At 58.0% G+C, this 19,750-nt stretch carries 17 protein-coding genes; 10 read left to right on the top strand and 7 right to left on the bottom strand.

The features are described from left to right. Nucleotides 1-12: 12 nt before the first annotated feature. The 5 genes from Q6A51_RS02175 to Q6A51_RS02155 form a co-directional block, all read right to left on the bottom strand. Nucleotides 13-390 (bottom strand): response regulator, encoded by a 378-nt coding sequence (locus tag Q6A51_RS02175; protein WP_201002030.1) that lies wholly within the window; start codon nt 388-390, stop codon nt 13-15. Nucleotides 391-566: 176 nt separating this feature from the next. Next, a complete protein-coding gene (locus tag Q6A51_RS02170) occupies nt 567-1,748 on the bottom strand; it encodes a hybrid sensor histidine kinase/response regulator (RefSeq protein WP_201019554.1) in 1,182 nt (393 codons plus the stop codon). Beyond that, the gene (locus Q6A51_RS02165; protein WP_201019553.1) at nt 1,742-2,356 is read right to left on the bottom strand and encodes a chemotaxis protein CheB; all 615 of its coding nucleotides are present in this window, start codon (nt 2,354-2,356) and stop codon (nt 1,742-1,744) included. Before Q6A51_RS02165 ends, Q6A51_RS02170 begins: the two co-directional genes overlap by 7 nt. Continuing rightward, complete coding sequence (locus tag Q6A51_RS02160; RefSeq protein ID WP_201002024.1) at nt 2,353-3,174, bottom strand: CheR family methyltransferase; 822 nt, start codon at nt 3,172-3,174, stop codon at nt 2,353-2,355. Before Q6A51_RS02160 ends, Q6A51_RS02165 begins: the two co-directional genes overlap by 4 nt. 40 nt (nt 3,175-3,214) lie before the next feature. Next, on the bottom strand, nt 3,215-6,715 hold the full coding sequence (locus Q6A51_RS02155) for a response regulator (RefSeq protein WP_201019552.1): 3,501 nt from the start codon (nt 6,713-6,715) through the stop codon (nt 3,215-3,217). A gap of 347 nt (nt 6,716-7,062) precedes the next feature. Here Q6A51_RS02155 and Q6A51_RS02150 point away from each other — a divergent pair, with 347 nt between their 5' ends. Further along, complete coding sequence (locus Q6A51_RS02150) at nt 7,063-7,422, top strand: response regulator (protein WP_201019551.1); 360 nt, start codon at nt 7,063-7,065, stop codon at nt 7,420-7,422. Nucleotides 7,423-7,468: 46 nt separating this feature from the next. Further along, entirely contained in the window at nt 7,469-8,737 is a 1,269-nt protein-coding gene (locus tag Q6A51_RS02145; protein ID WP_405046115.1) for a glycosyltransferase, read from the top strand. Nucleotide 8,738: 1 nt separating this feature from the next. On the opposite strand, the gene cobF is transcribed toward Q6A51_RS02145, so the two are convergent. Continuing rightward, on the bottom strand, nt 8,739-9,494 hold the full coding sequence (gene cobF, locus Q6A51_RS02140; RefSeq protein WP_304574012.1) for a precorrin-6A synthase (deacetylating): 756 nt from the start codon (nt 9,492-9,494) through the stop codon (nt 8,739-8,741). 105 nt (nt 9,495-9,599) lie between these two features. On the opposite strand from cobF, the gene Q6A51_RS02135 reads away from it, so the two are divergent. The 8 genes from Q6A51_RS02135 (at nt 9,600) to Q6A51_RS02100 (ending at nt 19,009) form a co-directional block, all read left to right on the top strand. Next, on the top strand, nt 9,600-10,505 hold the full coding sequence (locus Q6A51_RS02135; RefSeq protein ID WP_201002016.1) for an AraC family transcriptional regulator: 906 nt from the start codon (nt 9,600-9,602) through the stop codon (nt 10,503-10,505). Between the two features lie 240 nt (nt 10,506-10,745). After that, nucleotides 10,746-12,068 (top strand): ABC transporter substrate-binding protein, encoded by a 1,323-nt coding sequence (locus Q6A51_RS02130; protein WP_304574011.1) that lies wholly within the window; start codon nt 10,746-10,748, stop codon nt 12,066-12,068. A gap of 74 nt (nt 12,069-12,142) precedes the next feature. Further along, on the top strand, nt 12,143-13,075 hold the full coding sequence (locus Q6A51_RS02125) for a carbohydrate ABC transporter permease (RefSeq protein ID WP_201002012.1): 933 nt from the start codon (nt 12,143-12,145) through the stop codon (nt 13,073-13,075). Between the two features lie 10 nt (nt 13,076-13,085). After that, complete coding sequence (locus Q6A51_RS02120) at nt 13,086-13,919, top strand: carbohydrate ABC transporter permease (RefSeq protein ID WP_201002010.1); 834 nt, start codon at nt 13,086-13,088, stop codon at nt 13,917-13,919. A 31-nt stretch (nt 13,920-13,950) separates the two neighbouring features. Continuing rightward, nucleotides 13,951-15,054 (top strand): ABC transporter ATP-binding protein, encoded by a 1,104-nt coding sequence (locus Q6A51_RS02115; RefSeq protein WP_304574010.1) that lies wholly within the window; start codon nt 13,951-13,953, stop codon nt 15,052-15,054. 20 nt (nt 15,055-15,074) lie between these two features. After that, the gene (locus Q6A51_RS02110) at nt 15,075-16,556 is read left to right on the top strand and encodes a mannitol dehydrogenase family protein (RefSeq protein ID WP_304574009.1); all 1,482 of its coding nucleotides are present in this window, start codon (nt 15,075-15,077) and stop codon (nt 16,554-16,556) included. A gap of 9 nt (nt 16,557-16,565) precedes the next feature. Then, on the top strand, nt 16,566-18,047 hold the full coding sequence (gene xylB / locus Q6A51_RS02105; RefSeq protein ID WP_304574008.1) for a xylulokinase: 1,482 nt from the start codon (nt 16,566-16,568) through the stop codon (nt 18,045-18,047). 23 nt (nt 18,048-18,070) lie between these two features. Beyond that, nucleotides 18,071-19,009: a carbohydrate kinase family protein gene (locus tag Q6A51_RS02100; RefSeq protein WP_201019544.1), complete on the top strand. Its 939-nt coding sequence runs from the start codon at nt 18,071-18,073 to the stop codon at nt 19,007-19,009. Nucleotides 19,010-19,070: 61 nt separating this feature from the next. Here the strand turns inward: Q6A51_RS02100 and Q6A51_RS02095 are convergent, their stop codons facing one another. After that, nucleotides 19,071-19,625 carry a hypothetical protein gene (locus tag Q6A51_RS02095; RefSeq protein ID WP_304574007.1) on the bottom strand — a complete coding sequence of 185 codons (555 nt, stop codon included), beginning with the start codon at nt 19,623-19,625 and terminating at the stop codon, nt 19,071-19,073. Nucleotides 19,626-19,750 lie beyond the last annotated feature (125 nt).

The following is a 19,750-nucleotide window of genomic DNA, read 5'->3' as shown; positions in this document are numbered from 1 at the left end:
ATTCTGGACGTTTCAGGCCAGCAGGCGCTGGATCTGCGTATGCAGGGTTTCCATGGTGAATGGCTTGGCCAGAATCGGTGCCTTGCGAGTGATCGGGCTGTCGCAATCGAGAATTTCCGCCGGATAGCCGCTGATGAAGATCACTTTGAGTTCAGGTCGCAGTTTGACTGCCGGCTCGGCAATCATCACACCGGAAAAGCCGCCTGGCAGGCGATAGTCGGTGATCATCAGGTCCAGATGGGGCTTTGTCGCAAGAATCTCGAACGCCTGCTCGCCGTTTGTGGCCTGCAAGACTCGATAGCCCTCGCCCGACAGATAGTCGGCCAACAGCATCAAGATCAGGGGTTCGTCTTCGACGATTAGTACGACGTTTTCTGCATCAGCGCTCATGGAACTGCCTTTGTTCTGTAAATAGCTGCCAATACGACCACGGCGCTCTGTAGAGGTTGCGCTAATTTTTCCCGAAAATTTGCAAACCTCTGCAGGAGCGAATTCATTCGCGAGACAGCATTTGAAGGCGATACATTTTTTGGGGATGTACCGACCTCTCGCGAATGAATTCGCTCCTACAGCGGCAGGCAGACCCGGAATGTCGAGCCCTTGCCCTCTTCGCTTTCCACGACAATCCGGCCGCCATGGGCCAGGACGATCTGTTCGGAGATGAACAACCCGAGCCCCAGGCCGGCAACGGCATGCTTGGCCGTTACCCGCTCGAACTGCTGGAAGATGCGCTTCTGGTTTTCCCCGGAAATACCGATCCCCTGGTCGATCACTTCGACCCTTGCCTCTCCGTTGTCACAGTACACACGCACTTCAATCGGCTTGCGGGCGCCGTAGCGCATGGCGTTGGTCAGCAGGTTGGCCACCACCTGCTCTATCCGGAATTCGTCCCAGACACCAATGACCGTGTCATCGGCAAACAGGGTCACGGTAGATTCGGTCGCAGTAATCTGGGCGGAGAAGTTCTCCAGCAACTGGCTGACCAGTTCGCTCAGGTCAAAAGCACTCGGCCGGATCGACAGTTTGCCGGTGCGGATACGGGACACATCGAGCATGTCTTCGATCAACCGGATCAGGCTCTGGATCTGGCGCTCGTCGCGATCGACCATGCCACGCAGTTTTTCCATGGTGAAAGCCGAAGCGTTGTCCTTGGCCAGATGCAGCTTGCGCAGCTGGGTTTCAAGGATCAGGCCATTGAGTGGCGTACGCACTTCATGGGAAACGATGGACATGAAGTCATCGCGCATGCGGATCGCATGCTCAAGCTCGCCCTGTGTCGCCTGCAAGCGCTTGAGCAGCACCTCCTGCTCCTGACGACTCTGCTCCAGTGCCTCGACCTGCAGTTTCACTGCCTTGCGCTGACGATAAAGCTCGACGAACACATTGACCTTGCTCTTGACCGCATGGATATCAAGCGGCTTGTGCAGGAAGTCCACTGCGCCGCTTTCATAGCCCTTGAAGGCGTAGTTGAGCTCACGCCCTGCCGCACTGACAAACACGATGGGGATGTTCTTGGTCTTCTCGGTGCTGCGCATCATCTCGGCCAGCTCAAAACCGTTCATACCGGGCATCTGCACGTCGAGAATGGCCAGGGCGAATTCGTGCTGCAGCAGCAGAGACAAGGCTTCGTCTGCCGAAAGAGCCTTGTAGACTTCTCGGTCATCGCGCTTTATCAACGCTTCGAGGGCGAGCAGGTTTTCCGGCAAATCGTCGACTATCAGCAGTTTTGCCTGGATTTCATTTAGCATGCGATTCGTTCCAGCTCGACCAGCAGTTGGCCTATCTCATTCAAAGGCAGAAGGTAATCGGGCGAATGAAGCGCCAGAGCCGCCTCCGGCATGGTACGTGCCAGGGCCTGATCAGGGTCCTGGATCACGGTAAAGCCACCGTATCTCTTGATGTGCGCCAATCCGAGCGCGCCATCGTTGTTGGCACCGGTCAATAAAATGCCCGCAAGGCGTGAGCCAAAGGCATCGGCAGCCGAATCGAACAAGATATCGATGCTGGGCCGAGAATGAAACACACGCTCTTCCTGGCTCAATGAAAAGCTCTGATCGTTTTCAACCGACAGGTGGTAACCGGCGGGCGCAAAATACAGCGTGCCCGGCACAATCGACTCCTTGTCGTCAGCTTCCTTGACCGGTATCTCCAGACGATTCTGGAACACATGGGCCAACTGGCTGCGTCGCTCCTCAGGCAGATGCAGGACAGTAATGATCGGCAGACGGAAGCCGGGCCTGAGCAAGCTGAATATTTTCAGCAATGCTTCCACACCCCCAGCCGAAGCGCCGACAACAATGGCATCTACGGCCGGCAGGGGGCAATTCTGCGACTCGGCACTGAACGTCGTTTTCATTTTTTCCGGTAGATCCGTTCCGGCTTCACCAATGTCTCGAAAGCATTGCTGTACGCGGAGAAATCCAGAGTCTCCTTGCTGCCCAGCGCCAGGAACCCGCGATGGCACAGCGACTCATGGAACAGCCCGAACGTTCGGTTCTGAAGGTTCTTGTTGAAGTAAATCAGCACATTACGGCATGAAATGAGCTGCGTTTCGGAAAACACGCTGTCAGTGGCCAGACTATGATCGGCAAAGGTGACATTTTCACGCAGGGTCTTGTCGAATATCGCGTAATCATAGGCCGATGTGTAGTAATCCGAGAGCTCGCGCTGACCACCGGCCTTGCGGTAGTTATCGGCATAGGCGCGCACGCTTTCCATGGGGAAGATCCCCTGCTTGGCCTTTTCCAGCGAGTTGGGGTTGATATCGGTGGCGTAAATGATGGTGCGCTCCAGCAAACCCTCTTCGCGCAGCAGGATGGCCATCGAATAAACCTCCTCCCCTGTGCTGCATCCGGCGATCCAGACCTTTATCGAGGGATAGGTTCTGAGCAATGGCACGACTTCCTGGCGAATCGCCAGAAAGTGCGAAGGATCACGAAACATCTCGCTGACCGGAATGGTCAGGAACTGCAGCAATTGCATGAAGGCCGCCGGGTCATGCAGCACCCGCTCCTGCAAGGCGGAGATGGTGCTGCAATCGAACTGGCGCAAGGCATGACTGACCCGACGCTTGATGGAAGCGCCGGAGTAATCCCGAAAGTCGTAGCTGTACTTCAGGTAAATAGCATCAATCAGCAGTCGCAGCTCGATATCAGCGTTTCGATCAAGAACCATGAAAAAACCTGAAAGAGTGAATCGGTTGGGCCACTGCCATTCAAATACGTTCCATTTTCGGCAGCCAGACCCGGATCAGCGAGAATAGCCGGTCAAGATCGATCGGCTTGGCCAGGTAATCGTTGGAGCCCGCTTGCAGGCAACGCTCCTGGTCATCCTTCATCGCCTTGGCAGTCACCGCAATGATCGGCAGCTTGCGCCAGCGCGGGTCTTTGCGGATCTCGACAGTCGCTTCGTAACCATCCATTTCCGGCATCATCACGTCCATCAGCACCAGATCGATATCCTCGACCTCGTTGAGCCTGGCAATTGCCTCAAGGCCGTTGCGAGCGATCTCGACCACGGCACCCTTGTGCTCCAGAGCGCTGGTGAGGGCAAAGATATTGCGTACGTCGTCATCGACCACCAGGATCTTGCGCGCCTCGAAGACCTTGTCACGGCTGCGTGCGGTCTTGAGCATTTTCTGGCGCTCGTTGGAGAGCTGCGACTCGATCTTGTGCAGAAACAGCGTCACCTCATCGAGCAGACGCTCCGGCGAACGGGCACCCTTGATGATGATCGAGCGCGAATACTTCATCAGCTCGGCTTCTTCGTCACGGGTCATATTACGCCCCGTGTAAACGATCACCGGCGGGAAGGCACGGATGTCCTCGGTGGACATGCGCTTGAGCAATTCATTACCCAGCATGTCCGGCAACTTGAGGTCGATGATCATGCAGTCGTAGATGTTCTCGCGCAACAGATCCAGAGCTTCCTGAGCGAACCCCACTGCGGTGATCTCGATATCATCGTCGCCAATCAGACGCGCGATGCTGTCACGCTGCAAAGCATCGTCCTCGACCAGCAGGATGCGCTTGACCTTCTGGGTCAGCTTGGCTTCGAGCCTGGCGAATACATCCTTGAGTTCTTCGCGGGTGGTCGGCTTCACGGCATAGCCGATGGCCCCCATGTGCATGGCGGCCTCCTGACGATCCTCGACGGAAATCACATGCACCGGGATGTGCCGGGTAGGCGCCAGTTCCTTGAGGCGTTGCAGCACGGTCAGCCCGGAGTGATCCGGCAGGCGCATGTCCAGCAGGATTGCGTCGGGAGTGTACTGCGCCGCCAGATTGAAGCCGTCATCGGCGGCGTGGGCGACCAGACAGTCGTATCCCAGTTCGTGGGCCAGATCGAAAAGAATCTGGGCGAACGACACTTCATCCTCGATGACCAGAATGCAGCGACCGCTGAACGGCGCCTTGTGGCGATCATCGGCAAAGGTCGGCTGAGGTTTTGCCGACACAGGCTCGGCAACGGGCGGGCTCACAACCGGCAGCGTGACGACGGGTGAGGAAATGATCGCTGAGCGCTCGCCAGCATCCTCTTCACGCCCTTGATCGACGTATTGCTCCGGCAGCACCAGAGAGAAAATACTGCCCTGCCCCGGCGCGCTGGTGACGCTGATGGAACCGCCAAGCAACGCTGCCAGATCGCGGGAAATCGACAACCCCAGACCGGTGCCGCCGTAACGACGGTTGGTCGTGCCGTCGGCCTGACGGAAGGCCTCGAAAATGCTTTGCTGATGCTCCTGGGCAATCCCGATCCCGGAATCGCGCACGGTAAACACAATGCCCGCTCCCGGTTGGCGGGAGACGATCATGCTGACAGAACCGCTCTCGGTGAACTTGATCGCGTTGGACAGCAGGTTCTTGAGGATCTGCTCCAGACGCTGGCGGTCGGTGAACAGCATGGTCGGCGTTCCAGGTTGCACCTCCACGCTGAAGTCCAGATTCTTGTCGGTCGCCAAAGGCTGGAACAGGCCGCGCAGGCCATCCACCAGACGCGACACACTGCTGTTCTCCGGCCGAACCTCCAGCTTGCCCGCCTCGACCTTGGAGATATCCAGAATGTCATTGATCAGGTTCAGCAGGTCATTGCCCGCCGAATAGATCGACTCGGCAAACTTCACCTGCTCTTCGGTGAGGTTCTCTGTCGGGTTTTCAGCCAGCAGCTTGGCCAGGATCAGCGAGCTGTTGAGCGGCGTGCGCAGCTCATGGGACATGTTGGCCAGGAATTCGGACTTGTACTTGCTGGAACGTTGCAGCTCATCGGCACGGGCCTGCAACTCAACCTGGGCCAGGCTCAGCTCTTCGTTCTTGCTGTCCAGGATGTCGCGCTGGTCTTCAAGCGCCTGGCTTTGTTCGGCCAGTTGGGTATTGGTCTGCTCAAGCTCGGCCTGCTGGGTTTCCAGATGCGCCTGGGATTCCTTGAGGATGCGCGATTGCTCTTCGAGTTCTTCGTTGGCGGTGCGCAACTCTTCCTGCTGGACCTGCAACTCTTCGTTGAGCTGCTGGGTTTCGGTCAGGACTTCCTGCAAGCGCTGGCGATAACGCGCCGCTTCGATGGAAGTCCCTACATTCGCTGCCACCAGCTCCAGGAATTCGGTGTCCTTGTCGGTCAGCGCCCGCAGAAAGCCCAGTTCGACCACACCATTGACCTGATCGTCATTGGTGGTGGGCACGATCACGACACTGCGCGGCAGACCTTCGCCCAGACCCGAGCTGTACTTGAAGTAATCGCTGGGCAGTTCATTGAGCGTGACGATGCGGTTCTGCTGCGCGGCCTGACCGATAACGCCCTCACCGCTGAAGATTGTCTGCTCCTGCTGCTCCTGCTCTCGGGAAAGGCCGTAAGAGGCCACACGCTGCAGACCACCATGCTCCTGGCGAACATAAACAGCCGCAACAACCGCGCCCAGGTACTGGGCAAAGAATTGCAGAATATGCAGCCCGAGGGTGTTGAGAGTCAGTTGCCCCAGGACCTGCTCAGCCAGTTCGCTCTGACCATTACGCAACCAGGCGACCTTCTGCAGGCGCTCAGCGTTATCTTCGAGCTGACTGAGGTTTGCGCTGTAGGTATTTGAAAGAGAAAGCAGATCACGCCTTCCGAAGTAAGCGAGGATGCCACTGACCGTCAGCACAAAGATCAGGTACAGCACCACCGACGCAATGGTCGTGCGGGTCACGTCGGCATTGCGTGCAAGACGCAACTGCTGCTCCATGGAAATGGCCTGATCGTACTCGGAGCGGATTTCATCGGTAATACGCTTGCCACGCCCTGACTGGGTAGCCGTCCGATAATCCCCACTCTGACGACGCAGATCGATCATCTCCTGAGCGAAACGCTCCCACTCCTCATGCAGGGTGGCCAGTCGGCGAAAACGATCCAGTTGCGTCGCGTTATCGGCAACCAGTTCTGCCAGGGTTTTCAGCTCTGCCTTGAGCACAGGTCTTGCGACTTCATAAGGGTCAAGAAAGCTTTCCTGGCCGGTCAGCAGAAAACCGCGCATCCCCGTCTCCATGTCGATGGAGAGTTTCATGGAGCGGTTGGTGCTATTGATGACCCGATCCGTATGCTCGACCCATTGGATGACCGAGAGCAGATAGGTGATCAGCAAGACAAAGAAAAACGCACTTAAAACGCCAACACCCAGCGGCAGACTGACATTACGAACCAATAACTTGCGAAAGCGCTGTTCATCGACGACAGACGTCCGGATCATGAAAAGTCCCTGGCGATATATCAAAACGTTAGAGTTTGCCGCAACGGCAAGAAAAAGACTCAGTTTTCTCACATAGAGGATTGAAATCTCACACATAAATCGGCGATAAGCTCGCCCACATCAAGCGAATAAAGCCTGCTGGCAAAGGATAGCTATTCGATTCGATTCTGACGGAACTTCTGGTTGTGTTTTATTTACTGATGGAAGGAATGGGCAAGAAATCACCCGTCCCGATCAGACCAGGCTGTTTTTGACGGCTGCATGATCCAAACGCAGTGACTTTTCGTACAAAAGCCCGCAGGCTGCGCCAGTGCGTAGCCTTCACTACCATTTTCTAGGAAATCGCCATGCCTGACGCAGCCAACACCATTCTTGTGGTCGAAGATGACAGCATCGTACGCATGCTGATCGTCGATGTGCTTGAAGAACTGGAGTATCAGGTACTTGAAGCGTCGGACGCCCAGGAGGCGCTGGCCCATATCAAGGACGAGGCCACTCACATCGACTTGCTGATGACCGATCAGGGCCTGCCTGACATGCGTGGTACGGAGCTGGCCAGACAAACCCGGCAACTGCGCCCGCAACTGCCGGTCCTGTTTGCCAGCGGCTATTCGGAAAACATCGAAGTCCCGGATGGCATGCATTCGATTGGCAAGCCGTTTTCCATCGATGACCTGCGCGACAAGGTAAAAAGCATCCTTGGCTAATCATGACGTTCACCCTGCACAGACTCCGCCCCGAGTAAAAACCAGCCTGCTGATCATTGGTTATGTATGGCCCGAGCCCCGTTCCTCCGCGGCCAGCGGCCATGTCATGCAACTGATCCAGTGTTTTCTCGAACAGGATTGGCACATCACCTTCGCCAGCCCGGCCACCGAAGGTGAACACCGGGCCGACCTGAAAAGCCTGGGGATTGAAGAAGTCCATATCGAGCTCAACAGCAGCAGCTTCGATACCTTCGTCAGTGAGCTACAGCCCGATATCGTGCTGTTCGACCAGTTTCTCATCGAAGAGCAATTTGGCTGGCGCGTTGAAAAGCATTGCCCGAATGCCTTGCGGGTACTGGAAACTTCCGACTTTCAGAGCCTGCGCCATACACGCCATCAGATTCTCAAGGATCATTTGAATGAATCGTCAGAGCCTGACGATCTGAATGACTTTTTCGCGATCGACCACTCAAGCCTCTTTGCCCGAATCGCCAGCAGCGATCTGGCCCAGCGCGAAGTGGCCTCACTCTATCGCTGCGACCTCAACCTGATGGTTTCTGACGTGGAGATCGACCTGCTGAGCGGCCAGTTCGGCGTGCCGAAATCCCTGCTGCACTGGTGCCCATTGATGCTCGATGGCGTACCGGACAGCGTGACGCCGTTCGAGCAGCGGGCGCACTTTCTCAGCATCGGCAACTTCCGGCATGCGCCCAACTGGGATGCCGTGCTCTGGATGAAAAACGCCATCTGGCCGCTGATTCGCCAACAGTTGCCGACTGCGCAATTGCATATCTATGGCGCCTACACACCGCCCAAGGCCACCGCTCTGCATAACGCGGCGCAGGGTTTTCATGTCATGAACTGGGCCGAAGACGCCCTGCAAGTGATGTCTGCCGCGCGCATATGCCTGGCACCGATACGCTTCGGGGCGGGCATCAAGGGCAAGCTGATGGATGCCATGCTCAGCGGCACGCCTTCGGTAACGACGCCCGTGGGCGCCGAAGCCATGAGCGGCGACCTGCCATGGCCTGGCGCAATTGCCCGCAGCGCCAGCGAAATCGCCAGCGCGGCGGTGCGTCTGTATCAGGATCAGACCTTGTGGACCGAAGCCCAGACCGCGGGCCGGACTATCCTTCAGGCGCGCTTTCAGCACAGGCAACACTGCGCGAGCCTGATCGAACGTATCGAAACCCTGCGTCAGGACTTGCCGCGCCATCGCCTCACCAACTTCACCGGCGCGATGCTGCGCCATCACCACCACAAAAGTACTCAGTACATGGCGCAGTGGATCGAGGCGAAGAATCGCAAGGATTGACTCAACCTTTGCGCAGCAGATAGGTGTCCATGATCCAGCCCTTGCGGCTGCGGGCTTCGTCCCGTAGCCGCCTGATCTGCCCACAGACCTGATCGAGCGGGCCGGACAGCAGGATCTCGTCCGGCGTGCCCAGATAAGCCCCCCAGTAGATATCCAGCCCCTGCCCGACAAAGCGCTCGAAAGTGCAGTGTGCATCGAGCATCACGACCACATTATCCAGTTCACTCTCGGGCATGGCAGCCAATCGCCTGCCGGTGGTGATGCGGATCGGTTCGCCAATGCGGTTCAGCGGCACCCGATGTCGTGCTACCAGCGCCTGAACGCTGGTGATGCCGGGAATCACCTGATACTCGAAGACCTCCCGGCCACGCGCCAGTACCTGATCGAGAATCCTGAGGGTGCTGTCGTACAGCGACGGATCCCCCCAGACCAGAAACGCCCCGACCTCCCCCGCTCTCAGTTCATCACCGATCAGCCGCTCGAACAGAACCGCCCGCTGCTCATGCCAATGTTCGATGCCGCGCTCATAGCCCTGAGGATCATCTTCGCGCTGCGGGTCCCGGACCTGCACCAGTCGATAGTTGTCGTTCTGGATATAACGCTGACAGATGTCTTTTCTCAGGCGCAGCAGATCATCCTCGGCATAGCCCTTGTCCAGCAGGAAGAACACCGTGGCGCGGTTCAGGGCATTGATGGCCTGCACTGTAATTTGTTCAGGATCTCCGGCACCAATACCGATCAGAAGGATCTGTTTCATCAGGCAATGACTCCGGTTTCGATGCGGACAGCATTAGACGACTGGGCATGAATAGAACAATTAAGGCACATTAGCAGACTGGCAACTTCTGAAGGCGGTCAGACCATGACAAGAACAACAAGAATCACAGACCCTTCCTACGAATTGATGGACGATCACAATGGCCTGTCGATCATCTACCGCGAACACGGTTTCCCCTGCCCGCTGGTGCGCTGGCATTTCCACAAGGAATACGAGCTGCACCTGATCGTCGCCAGCTCCGGCAAAGTGTTCGTCGGTGACTACATTGGCAACTTCAACCCCGGCAGCCTGTTCCTCACCGGGCCGAACCTGCCGCACAACTGGATCAGCCAGATTCAGGAAGATGAAGTAGTGGCCAAGCGCGACATGCTGGTCAATTTCACCGATGAACTGCTGGAAAGCGGCAACCAGGTGTTTACCGAACTCAAGAGCCTGACCCCGCTGCTGGAGCGCGCCCGGTACGGCATCGAATTCCGCTGCAAGCGCACGATCCGTCAGGCCATGAAGCTGATGCAGAAAATCGCCGACTCCAGCGGTATCACCCGGCTCGGGCACTTCCTGATTCTGCTGGAGCTGCTGGCGGCCAGCGACGACTTTCAACTGCTTTCGGGGACCACGGTGTCGCACATGGCCGACGAGCACAGCGTTGAGCGCACCAACCGGGCGGTGGACTACATTTTTGCCCACTATGGGCGCGAATTGCCCCTTGAAGAGGTCGCTGAATACCTGGGCATGAAACCGACGTATTTCTCTCGTGTATTCAAACAGGCCACTGGCCGCTGCTTCGTGGAGTTCGTCAATCGCCTGCGCATCAGCAAGTCCTGTGAGCTGCTGGCCGATGGCGACAAGCCGGTGACGGATATCTGCTTCGAGTCGGGATTCAATAACATTTCCAACTTCAATCGCCGCTTCCAGCAGCTCAAAGGGATGACGCCGTCACACTATCGACGCCTTGCCGTCCAGCGCCTGACCGAGCAGAACCTGTACTGATTCACCCTGCCTGCGGCCATCTCGTCTACGCTGATTCTGCATTGCAGCCTGCCTGAGCGCGGTTGCGGTGCGTTTTCAAAGCACTGCCGAATGCAAAAAAGTATCAGTTGAAGTGCGGTGCAGGATTTGTCATCGCGTCTCAAGGTCGTTGTAATCAGCTCACATCTTCCTCACCTCCGGAAGAGACAAAAACAATAACCGACCCTCCATGACTCCCAGAGCATGGACGAGGAGTGATCAATGAAGACCCCAGCAAAATTACTGCTTGCCAGTTCAGTCCTCAGCGCCGGTTTCCTGTTCGGCGGCAACGCTGTTGCAGGGACCGTGACCATTGCCACGGTCAACAACAGCGACATGATTCGCATGCAACGCCTCTCCAAGACCTTTGAAGAACAACATCCTGACATCAAGCTCAACTGGGTCGTGCTGGAAGAAAACGTCCTGCGCCAGCGTCTGACCACCGACATTGCCACCAAGGGCGGCCAGTTCGACGTGCTGACCATTGGCATGTACGAAGCCTCACTGTGGGGCGCCAAGGGCTGGTTGCAGGAAATGAAGGATCTGCCTGCCAGTTACCAGCTCGATGATGTTTTCCCGTCGGTGCGCGACGGGTTGTCGGTGGACGGCAAGTTGTTTGCCCTGCCGTTCTATGCAGAAAGCTCGATTACCTACTACCGCAAGGACCTGTTCCAGAACGCCGGGCTGACCATGCCGGAGCGTCCGACCTGGACCCAGATTGCCGAGTTCGCGGGCAAGCTCACCGACAAGTCCAAGGAGCAATACGGCATCTGCCTGCGCGGCAAGGCCGGCTGGGGCGAGAACATGGCGCTGATTACCACGGTGGCCAACGCCTACGGCGCACGCTGGTTCGATGAACAATGGAAACCCCAGTTCGATCAGCCGGAATGGAAAGACGCCCTCAACTTCTACGTCAACACCATGAAGCAATCCGGGCCACCGGGCGCATCGAGCAACGGTTTCAACGAGAACCTGGCGCTGTTCAACAGCGGCAAGTGTGCTATCTGGGTCGATGCCAGCGTGGCTGGTTCCTTTGTCACCGACAAGAGCCAGAGCAAGGTCGCCGACCATGTCGGCTTTACCTATGCGCCTCATCAAGTGACGGAAAAAGGCTCGTCGTGGCTGTATTCCTGGTCGCTGGCGATTCCGACCAGTGCCAAGAACACCAAGGACGCCCAGGCCTTCACTCAGTGGGCAACGTCCAAGGAATATGCCGCTCTGGTCGCAGAGAAAGACGGCGTATCCAACGTGCCGCCAGGTACGCGGGCATCGACCTACACGGATGAATACAAGAAAGCCGCGCCATTCGCCGATATCACCCTCAAATCGCTGATGGCCGTGACGCCCAAGACACCAACGCTCAAGCCGGTGCCTTACGTGGGCATCCAGTTGGTGACCATTCCCGAGTTCCAGGCCATCGGCACCAGTGTCGGCCAGCAGTTCTCGGCTGCACTGATCGGTCAGTCGACAGTGGAGAACGCCTTGAAAACGGCGCAAAACTCCACAGAGCGCGACATGAAACGAGCCGGCTACCCGAAAAAGTAGGCCTCACGACTCAAGCCGAGGGGCACTTGCCCCTCGACTCCCGCTGACAGGCAAATCCCGGTTCGGAGTTCCCCATGAAGACCTCAGCCATTCCTGCTCGCCCGGATTTGTCCGGCGATGCCTCCAAGGCCAGAAACAACAGGTTCAAACCCGGATGGTTTCTGGTCAGCCCTTCCGTGGCGCTCTTGCTGATCTGGATGATCGTGCCTCTGGGCATGACCATTTATTTCTCGCTGATTCGCTACAACCTGTTGAGCCCCGGCGAAAACGAATTCGTCGGGCTGGAAAACTTCACGTACTTCGTCACCGACAGCGGTTTCCTGCCCGGTGCCGGTAATACCTTGTTGCTGGTGGGCAGCGTACTGGCGATCAGTGTGATCCTCGGTGTATTGATTTCCGCCCTGTTGGAAGCCAGCGAGTTTTTCGGCCGCGGCATCGTACGGGTACTGTTGATCTCGCCGTTCTTCATCATGCCAACGGTCAGCGCCCTGATCTGGAAGAACCTGATTTTCCACCCGGTTTCCGGCGTACTGGCCGCCGTGTGGCGCTTCTTCGGGGCCGAGCCCGTCGACTGGTTCGCTCATTACCCGATGCTGTCGATCATTATCATCGTGTCCTGGCAATGGTTGCCGTTCGCGATCCTGATTCTGATGACCGCCATGCAGTCGCTGGACCAGGAGCAGAAAGAGGCCGCCCGACTCGATGGCGCCGGGCCGATTGCGATTTTCTGGCACCTGACCCTTCCCCACCTGGCCCGGCCGATTGCCGTGGTGGTGATGATCGAAACGATTTTCCTGCTCTCGGTGTTTGCCGAAATCTTCACCACCACCAATGGCGGGCCGGGCTTTGCCTCGACCAACCTGGCGTACCTGATCTACATCCAGGCGTTGCTGCAGTTCGATGTCGGCATGGCCTCGGCGGGCGGCCTGATTGCGGTCGTCATTGCCAATATCGCGGCGATCATCCTGATCCGGATGATCGGCAAAAACCTCACCGACAAGTCATGAGGGCCTTGCCATGATGACGCTCAAACAATCACGCCGCCTGCAAAGCCTGCTGCTCGGGGTCTTGTCCTGGCTTATCGCCGCACTGGTGTTCTTCCCGATCTTCTGGATGGTGCTGACCAGCTTCAAGACCGAGATCGACGCCTTCGCGACGCCGCCGCAACTGTTTTTCACGCCGACGCTGGAAAACTACCTGCACATTCAGGAACGCAGCGATTACTTCCACTTCGCCTGGAACTCGGTACTGATTTCGTTCAGCGCCACGATCCTGAGCATGCTGGTGGCCATTCCTGCGGCCTACTCAATGGCGTTCTTCGAGACCAAGCGCACCAAGAGCACACTGCTGTGGATGCTCTCGACCAAGATGCTGCCGCCGGTGGGCGTGCTGATGCCGATCTATCTGCTGGCCAAGACCTTCGGCCTGCTGGATTCGCGTCTGGCGCTGATCATCATCTACACGCTGATCAACCTGCCGATCGTGGTCTGGATGATTTACACCTACTTCAAGGACATTCCGGGAGAAATCCTCGAAGCCTCGCGGCTGGACGGTGCCAGCACGCGCCAGGAAATATTCCGGGTGCTGATGCCGATCTGCAAGGGCGGCCTGGCTTCGACGGCGCTGCTGTCCTTGATCCTGTGCTGGAACGAGGCCTTCTGGTCCCTGAACCTCACCTCGTCCAACGCCGCGCCGCTCACTGCACTGATCGCCTCGTACTCAAGCCCTGAAGGGTTGTTCTGGGCCAAGCTCTCGGCCGTCTCGACCCTGGCCTGCGCACCGATCCTGATTTTCGGCTGGATCAGCCAGAAACAACTGGTCCGCGGCCTGTCGTTCGGCGCAGTCAAATAGCCCGAATTCAAGAATAAAAACGGAGTCAAGCATGGCTAATCTCAGTATCAGAAATCTGCAAAAAGGCTTCGACGGCCATCAGATCATCAAAGGCATCGATCTGGATGTGAAGGATCGCGAGTTCGTGGTCTTTGTCGGCCCGTCGGGTTGCGGCAAGTCCACCCTGCTGCGCCTGATTGCCGGGCTTGAGGAAGTCACCTCGGGGAGCATCGAACTCGATGGCCGCGAGATCACCCAGGTCACACCGGCCAAGCGCGACCTGGCCATGGTGTTCCAGACCTACGCCCTGTACCCGCACATGACCGTGGGCAAGAATCTGTCCTTTGCCTTGGACCTGGCGGGCGGCGACAAGGCCGAGATCAAGAAGAAAGTGGATGAAGCCGCACGCATCCTGGAGCTTGGGCCACTGCTGGAGCGTAAACCCAAGCAGCTTTCAGGTGGTCAGCGCCAGCGGGTCGCCATTGGCCGGGCCATCGTGCGCAACCCGAAAATCTTCCTGTTCGACGAACCGCTTTCCAACCTCGACGCTGCTTTACGGGTACAAACCCGGCTGGAGCTGTCGCGCCTGCACAAAGAGTTACAGGCAACGATGATTTACGTCACCCACGATCAGGTCGAAGCCATGACTCTGGCCGACAAGGTGGTGGTGCTCAATGGCGGCAAGGTGGAACAGGTGGGCTCACCACTGGAGTTGTATCACCATCCGGCCAACCTGTTTGTCGCGGGTTTTCTCGGCACGCCGAAAATGGGCTTTCTCAAGGGCCGGATCAGCCGCGTCGACAACCAGGACTGCGAAGTCGAACTGGATGCCGGTACACGCATCACCCTGCCGGTAAGACGTGCCGGCTTGAGTGTCGGGGCTCCGGTCACGCTGGGCATTCGTCCCGAGCATCTGAACATTGCCCAGAACGGCGAGTGCCAGTTGCAGGTTACTGCCGATGTCAGCGAGCGTCTGGGCAGCGATACCTATTGCCATGTCCGCACCCGTTCGGGCGAAGCGCTGACCATGCGTATCCGTGGCGATCTGGCCAGCCAGTACGGCGAAACCCTGAACCTGCATCTCGATAGCGCCCACTGCCATCTGTTCGACGATCAGGGGTTGGTCATTGCCAAGGCCTTGCCGGTCGCTGCCTAACGTATTGGAGAGCCTTTGACATGAAACTGAACAAACAGAACCTGTCACAACTGGGCGCCGATATTGCCCGCCCCGCCTACTCTGCCAGCGAAACCCGCCAGGGCATTGCCCATATTGGCGTCGGTGGATTTCATCGCGCACATCAGGCGTTTTACACCGATGCATTGATGAACAGCGGTGAAGGTCTGGACTGGAGCATCTGCGGCGTCGGCCTGCGCCCCGAAGACCAGGCCGTGCGCGATGCACTGGCCGGCCAGGACTATCTGTACACCCTGTATGAGCTGGGTGACACGCCAGACACTGAAACCCGGATCATCGCCTCCATCAGTGGCATGTTGCTGGCCGAGGAAGATCCCCAGGCCTTGATCGACAAACTGGCCAGCCCGGACATCCGCATTGTGTCCCTGACCATTACCGAGGGTGGCTATTGCATCGACGACAGCAACGGCCAGTTCATGGCGCACCTGCCGCAGATCCGCCACGACCTGACCCACCCCAATACGCCCGGCACGGTATTCGGTTTTCTGTGTGCCGCGCTGGCCCGTCGGCGTGCTGCGGGCATACCGGCCTTTACGCTGATGTCCTGCGATAACCTGCCCCACAACGGCGCCGTTACCCGCAAGGCACTGCTGGCCTTTGCTGCCCTGCGCGATGCCGACCTGCATGACTGGATTGCCGAAAACGTCAGCTTCCCCAATGCCATGGTCGACCGCATCACGCCCATGACCAGCTCGGCCCACCGCCTGAAACTGGCCGATGAAAAGCATATCGACGACGCATGGCCAGTGGTCTGCGAGCCGTTCGTGCAATGGGTGCTGGAAGACAAGTTCGTCAATGGCCGCCCGGCCTGGGAAAAGGTCGGCGTACAGTTCACCGACGACGTGACGCCCTACGAAGAAATGAAGATCAAGCTGCTCAACGGCAGCCACCTTGCATTGACCTACCTGGGTTTTCTGAAGGGTTACCGCTTCGTCCACGAAACCATGAACGACCCGCTGTTCGTGCGTTATATCCGGGCCTATATGGACCTGGATGTCACCCCGCAGCTGGCTTCGGTGCCAGGCATCGATCTGGAAGGCTACAAGGACACGCTGATCGAGCGCTTCTCCAATCAGGCGATTGCCGATCAACTGGAGCGTGTGTGTTCGGACGGCTCGTCGAAATTCCCCAAGTTCACCATTCCGACCATTAACCGGCTGATTCTCGATCAGGGCAATCTGGAGCGCGCATCACTGGTGGTGGCTGCCTGGGCCTTGTACCTCAAGGGCGTGGACGAGAACGGCACGACCTACAGGATTCCCGATCCACGGGCTGACTTCTGTCAGGCGCTGGTGGCCGACGATGTTTTGCTGACTCAGCGGCTGCTGGACGTGGAAGAAATCTTTGGCCTGGCAATCCCTCGCTCGGCCGAGTTCGTCGCAGCCTTTGAGCAGAACCTCAATAACCTGCGGGACTTGGGAGTCAGCGGCACACTGGAAAAAATCCTGGCCAACAGCCCTTGAGAGGCAACCATGTTTCTTGGAATCGATTGCGGGACCCAAGGTACCAAAGCCATCGTTCTGGATGCTGATAGCGGTCAGGTGCTAGGCGAAGGCTCAGCCCCGCACAGCCTGATCAGCAACGCCCATGGCCGACGTGAACAGGATGTGCAGCAGTGGCTGGACGCGCTGGAGCAGGCGACCCGCAGCGCTCTGAAACAGGCTGGCATTTCAGGCCAGCAGATCAAGGGCATTGGCGTTTCGGGCCAGCAGCACGGTCTGGTGCTGCTGGACGCTCAGGGCCAGGTGCTGCGCCCGGCCAAATTGTGGTGCGACACCGAAACCACTCCCGAGAACCAGCGCCTGCTGGATTATCTGGGCGGCGAGCAAGGTTCGCTGCAACGTCTGGGGCTGGTCATTGCACCGGGCTATACGGTTTCCAAGCTGTTGTGGACCAAGGAGCAGCACCCGGAACTGTTCGGGCGCATCGACAAGATCCTGCTGCCTCACGATTACCTCAATTACTGGCTGACCGGGCGTTGCTGCACGGACTATGGGGATGCGTCGGGAACGGGCTACTTCAATGTTCGCAGCCGGGAATGGGATCTGCCGCTGCTGGCGCATATCGACCCGACCGGCCGCCTGGGCAAGGCGCTTCCAGAACTACTGCCGGCGCAACACAAGGTCGGCACGATTCGGGATGAAGTCGCCAGGCGGCTGGGCCTGAATCCCGAAGCGGTGGTGTCCAGCGGTGGCGGCGACAACATGATGGGAGCCATCGGCACCGGCAATATCCAGCCGGGCCTGATTACCATGAGCCTCGGTTCGTCAGGCACCATCTACGCCTTTGCCGATCAGGCATTTGTCAGCGAGCAAGCGTCGGTGGCAACCTTCTGCTCCTCATCCGATGGCTGGCTGCCATTGATCTGCACCATGAACCTGACCAATGCCACCAGTGCGATTCGCGAGCTGTTCGCGCTGGATATCAACGGCTTCAATCAGGCCATAGCCCAGGCCCCGATTGGTGCGGAGGGCGTGCTTATGCTGCCGTTTCTAAACGGCGAACGGGTCCCCGCCCTCCCCGATGCCACCGGCAGCATTCTGGGTCTGAACAGCACCAACCTGACCCAGGCCAATCTGTGCAGGGCCGTGGTTGAAGGGACCAGCCTCGGGTTACGCTACGGGCTGGACCTGCTGCGGGCCAGCGGCATCAAGAGCCAGACCATCCGTTTGATCGGCGGCGGCTCGAAAAGCGCCATCTGGCGACAGATGATTGCCGACATCATGGATACTCCCGTCATCTGCACCGAATACGCCGAAGCGGCGGCACTGGGTGCGGCGATTCAGGCGGCCTGGTGCTGGTCTGGCGAGCATGGGCAGACAGCGGATCTGCAAGCACTTTGCGAACGTTGTGTCAGGCTTGATCCAGATAGCGAAACCCATCCAGTCCAGGAGAACGTGGCCGCCTACGAGCGAGTCTATTCACGTTATCAAGATCAATTGCGGGCAGCCTGATCCTGCCCTTTCACGGAGCACCTATGTTTCTTGTCTGCGGCGAAGCGCTTTTTGACATTTTTACCCGAGCGGACGACAACGGCTCGCTCAACCGGCTGGGCCTTGAAGCCATTGCCGGTGGCTCCCCCTTCAACGTGGCGATAGGTTTACGCCGTCTGGGGGTCGAAGCGGCCTTTTTTGCCGGGCTGTCCACCGATTATCTCGGACAGCGCCTGCGGGCGGTGCTGGAGCAGGAAGCGGTCAACCCCGATTACCTGATCGACTTTGCAGCGCCTACGACCCTGGCCATGGTCGCAGTCGGTGCCAATGGCTCGCCCACCTACAGTTTCCGGGGCGAAGGCTGTGCCGACCGGCAACTGCGCCTGGAACACTTGCCCACACTGGATGAAAAAGTGCGCGGCATTCATGTCGGTTCGTTTTCACTGGTTGTGCAGCCGGTCGCCGATACCTTGCTGGCGCTGGTTGCCCGGGAAAGCAACAACCGTCTGATCACCCTGGACCCGAATGTGCGGCTCAATCCGGAGCCGGATATAGAGCGCTGGCGCACCCGGATCCACGCCTTTGCCGAGCACGCGCATATCATCAAGGTCAGCGACGAAGACCTGCACCTGCTCTACCCGGACAGCACCCCGCAAAGCATTGCGCAAGAGTGGCTGAACAAGCGCTGCCAGTTGGTGGTCCTGACCCGGGGTTCGGAAGGTGCCAGCATTTTTACCCGGCAACACGGAAACTGGTCGGTGGCGGCACAAAGCGTCAAGACCGTGGATACGGTGGGCGCAGGAGATACCTTTCAGGCAGCATTGCTGACGTTCCTCAGCGAACGCCAACTGGACAACGCGCAAAGCCTGGAATCACTGTCGCGGGAAACCCTGGATGAAATGCTCGGCTTTGCCGTCAGGGCAGCGGCACTGACCTGTACCAAGGTGGGGCCGGATCTGCCGTATCGGCATCAGCTGGCGTGATTTTCGCGACTGAAGTCGCTCCTACACCCGCGTAGGAGCGAATTCATTCGCGAAAGATACGCTACGCAACCATCCCGGCCTTGATGCCGTTGATTCTGGCATTGATGTCATCAACGGCAGCGGTTTGCTGCTCCTTGAGAGCCTCCTGGACTTTCTTGTCCAGAGCCAGTTTCTCTTCAGGCGTCATGGCGTCGTATTCCTCTTTGCTGACGCCAGTGAGTTTTTCACGCATTTTCTCTTCGGCAGACTGCTTCATGTAATCCATGAATTCCTGCTGAACAGAGCCAGTCGGAGTATCCGTGTTGATTGCACTGGTTGAGCCGGTCGAGGCGATAAAACCGTTATCGCTGTCGGCAGTCGCCTCGGACAGGGTTTTCTCGGCCAGGGTCTTGATGTTGAACATCATCCGGGCAAAAGACTCGTCATACCCATTGTTGCTCTTGGTACTGTCCTGAGATGCGGAACTGTCTGCCCTGGCGGTCACCGGAGTGACTGCCGGAACCAGACTCTCAGCAGCCGCAACAGTACTGAATGAGTTCTGGGAAACCTCATCCACTGTCTTGCGCCCGACGAATCTGGAAACCAGACCTTCAAGCGTGCCGTTGTTGATAATCATCTTTCACCTCCTGCGGTGGGTGCGCCCCTTTCGCAGCAAAACCAGTGCCAGCCCTCTCAACAAAATATAATCGACTGATTAATAAGGACTTTATTACAGAGGCCCGACCAAAAGCCTGACAGGAA

The sequence above is a fragment of the Pseudomonas serbiensis genome, from assembly GCF_030580745.1.
GTDB classification, from domain to species: Bacteria; Pseudomonadota; Gammaproteobacteria; order Pseudomonadales; family Pseudomonadaceae; genus Aquipseudomonas; species Aquipseudomonas serbiensis.
This window is presented reverse-complemented; position numbering and strand designations above follow the sequence as displayed.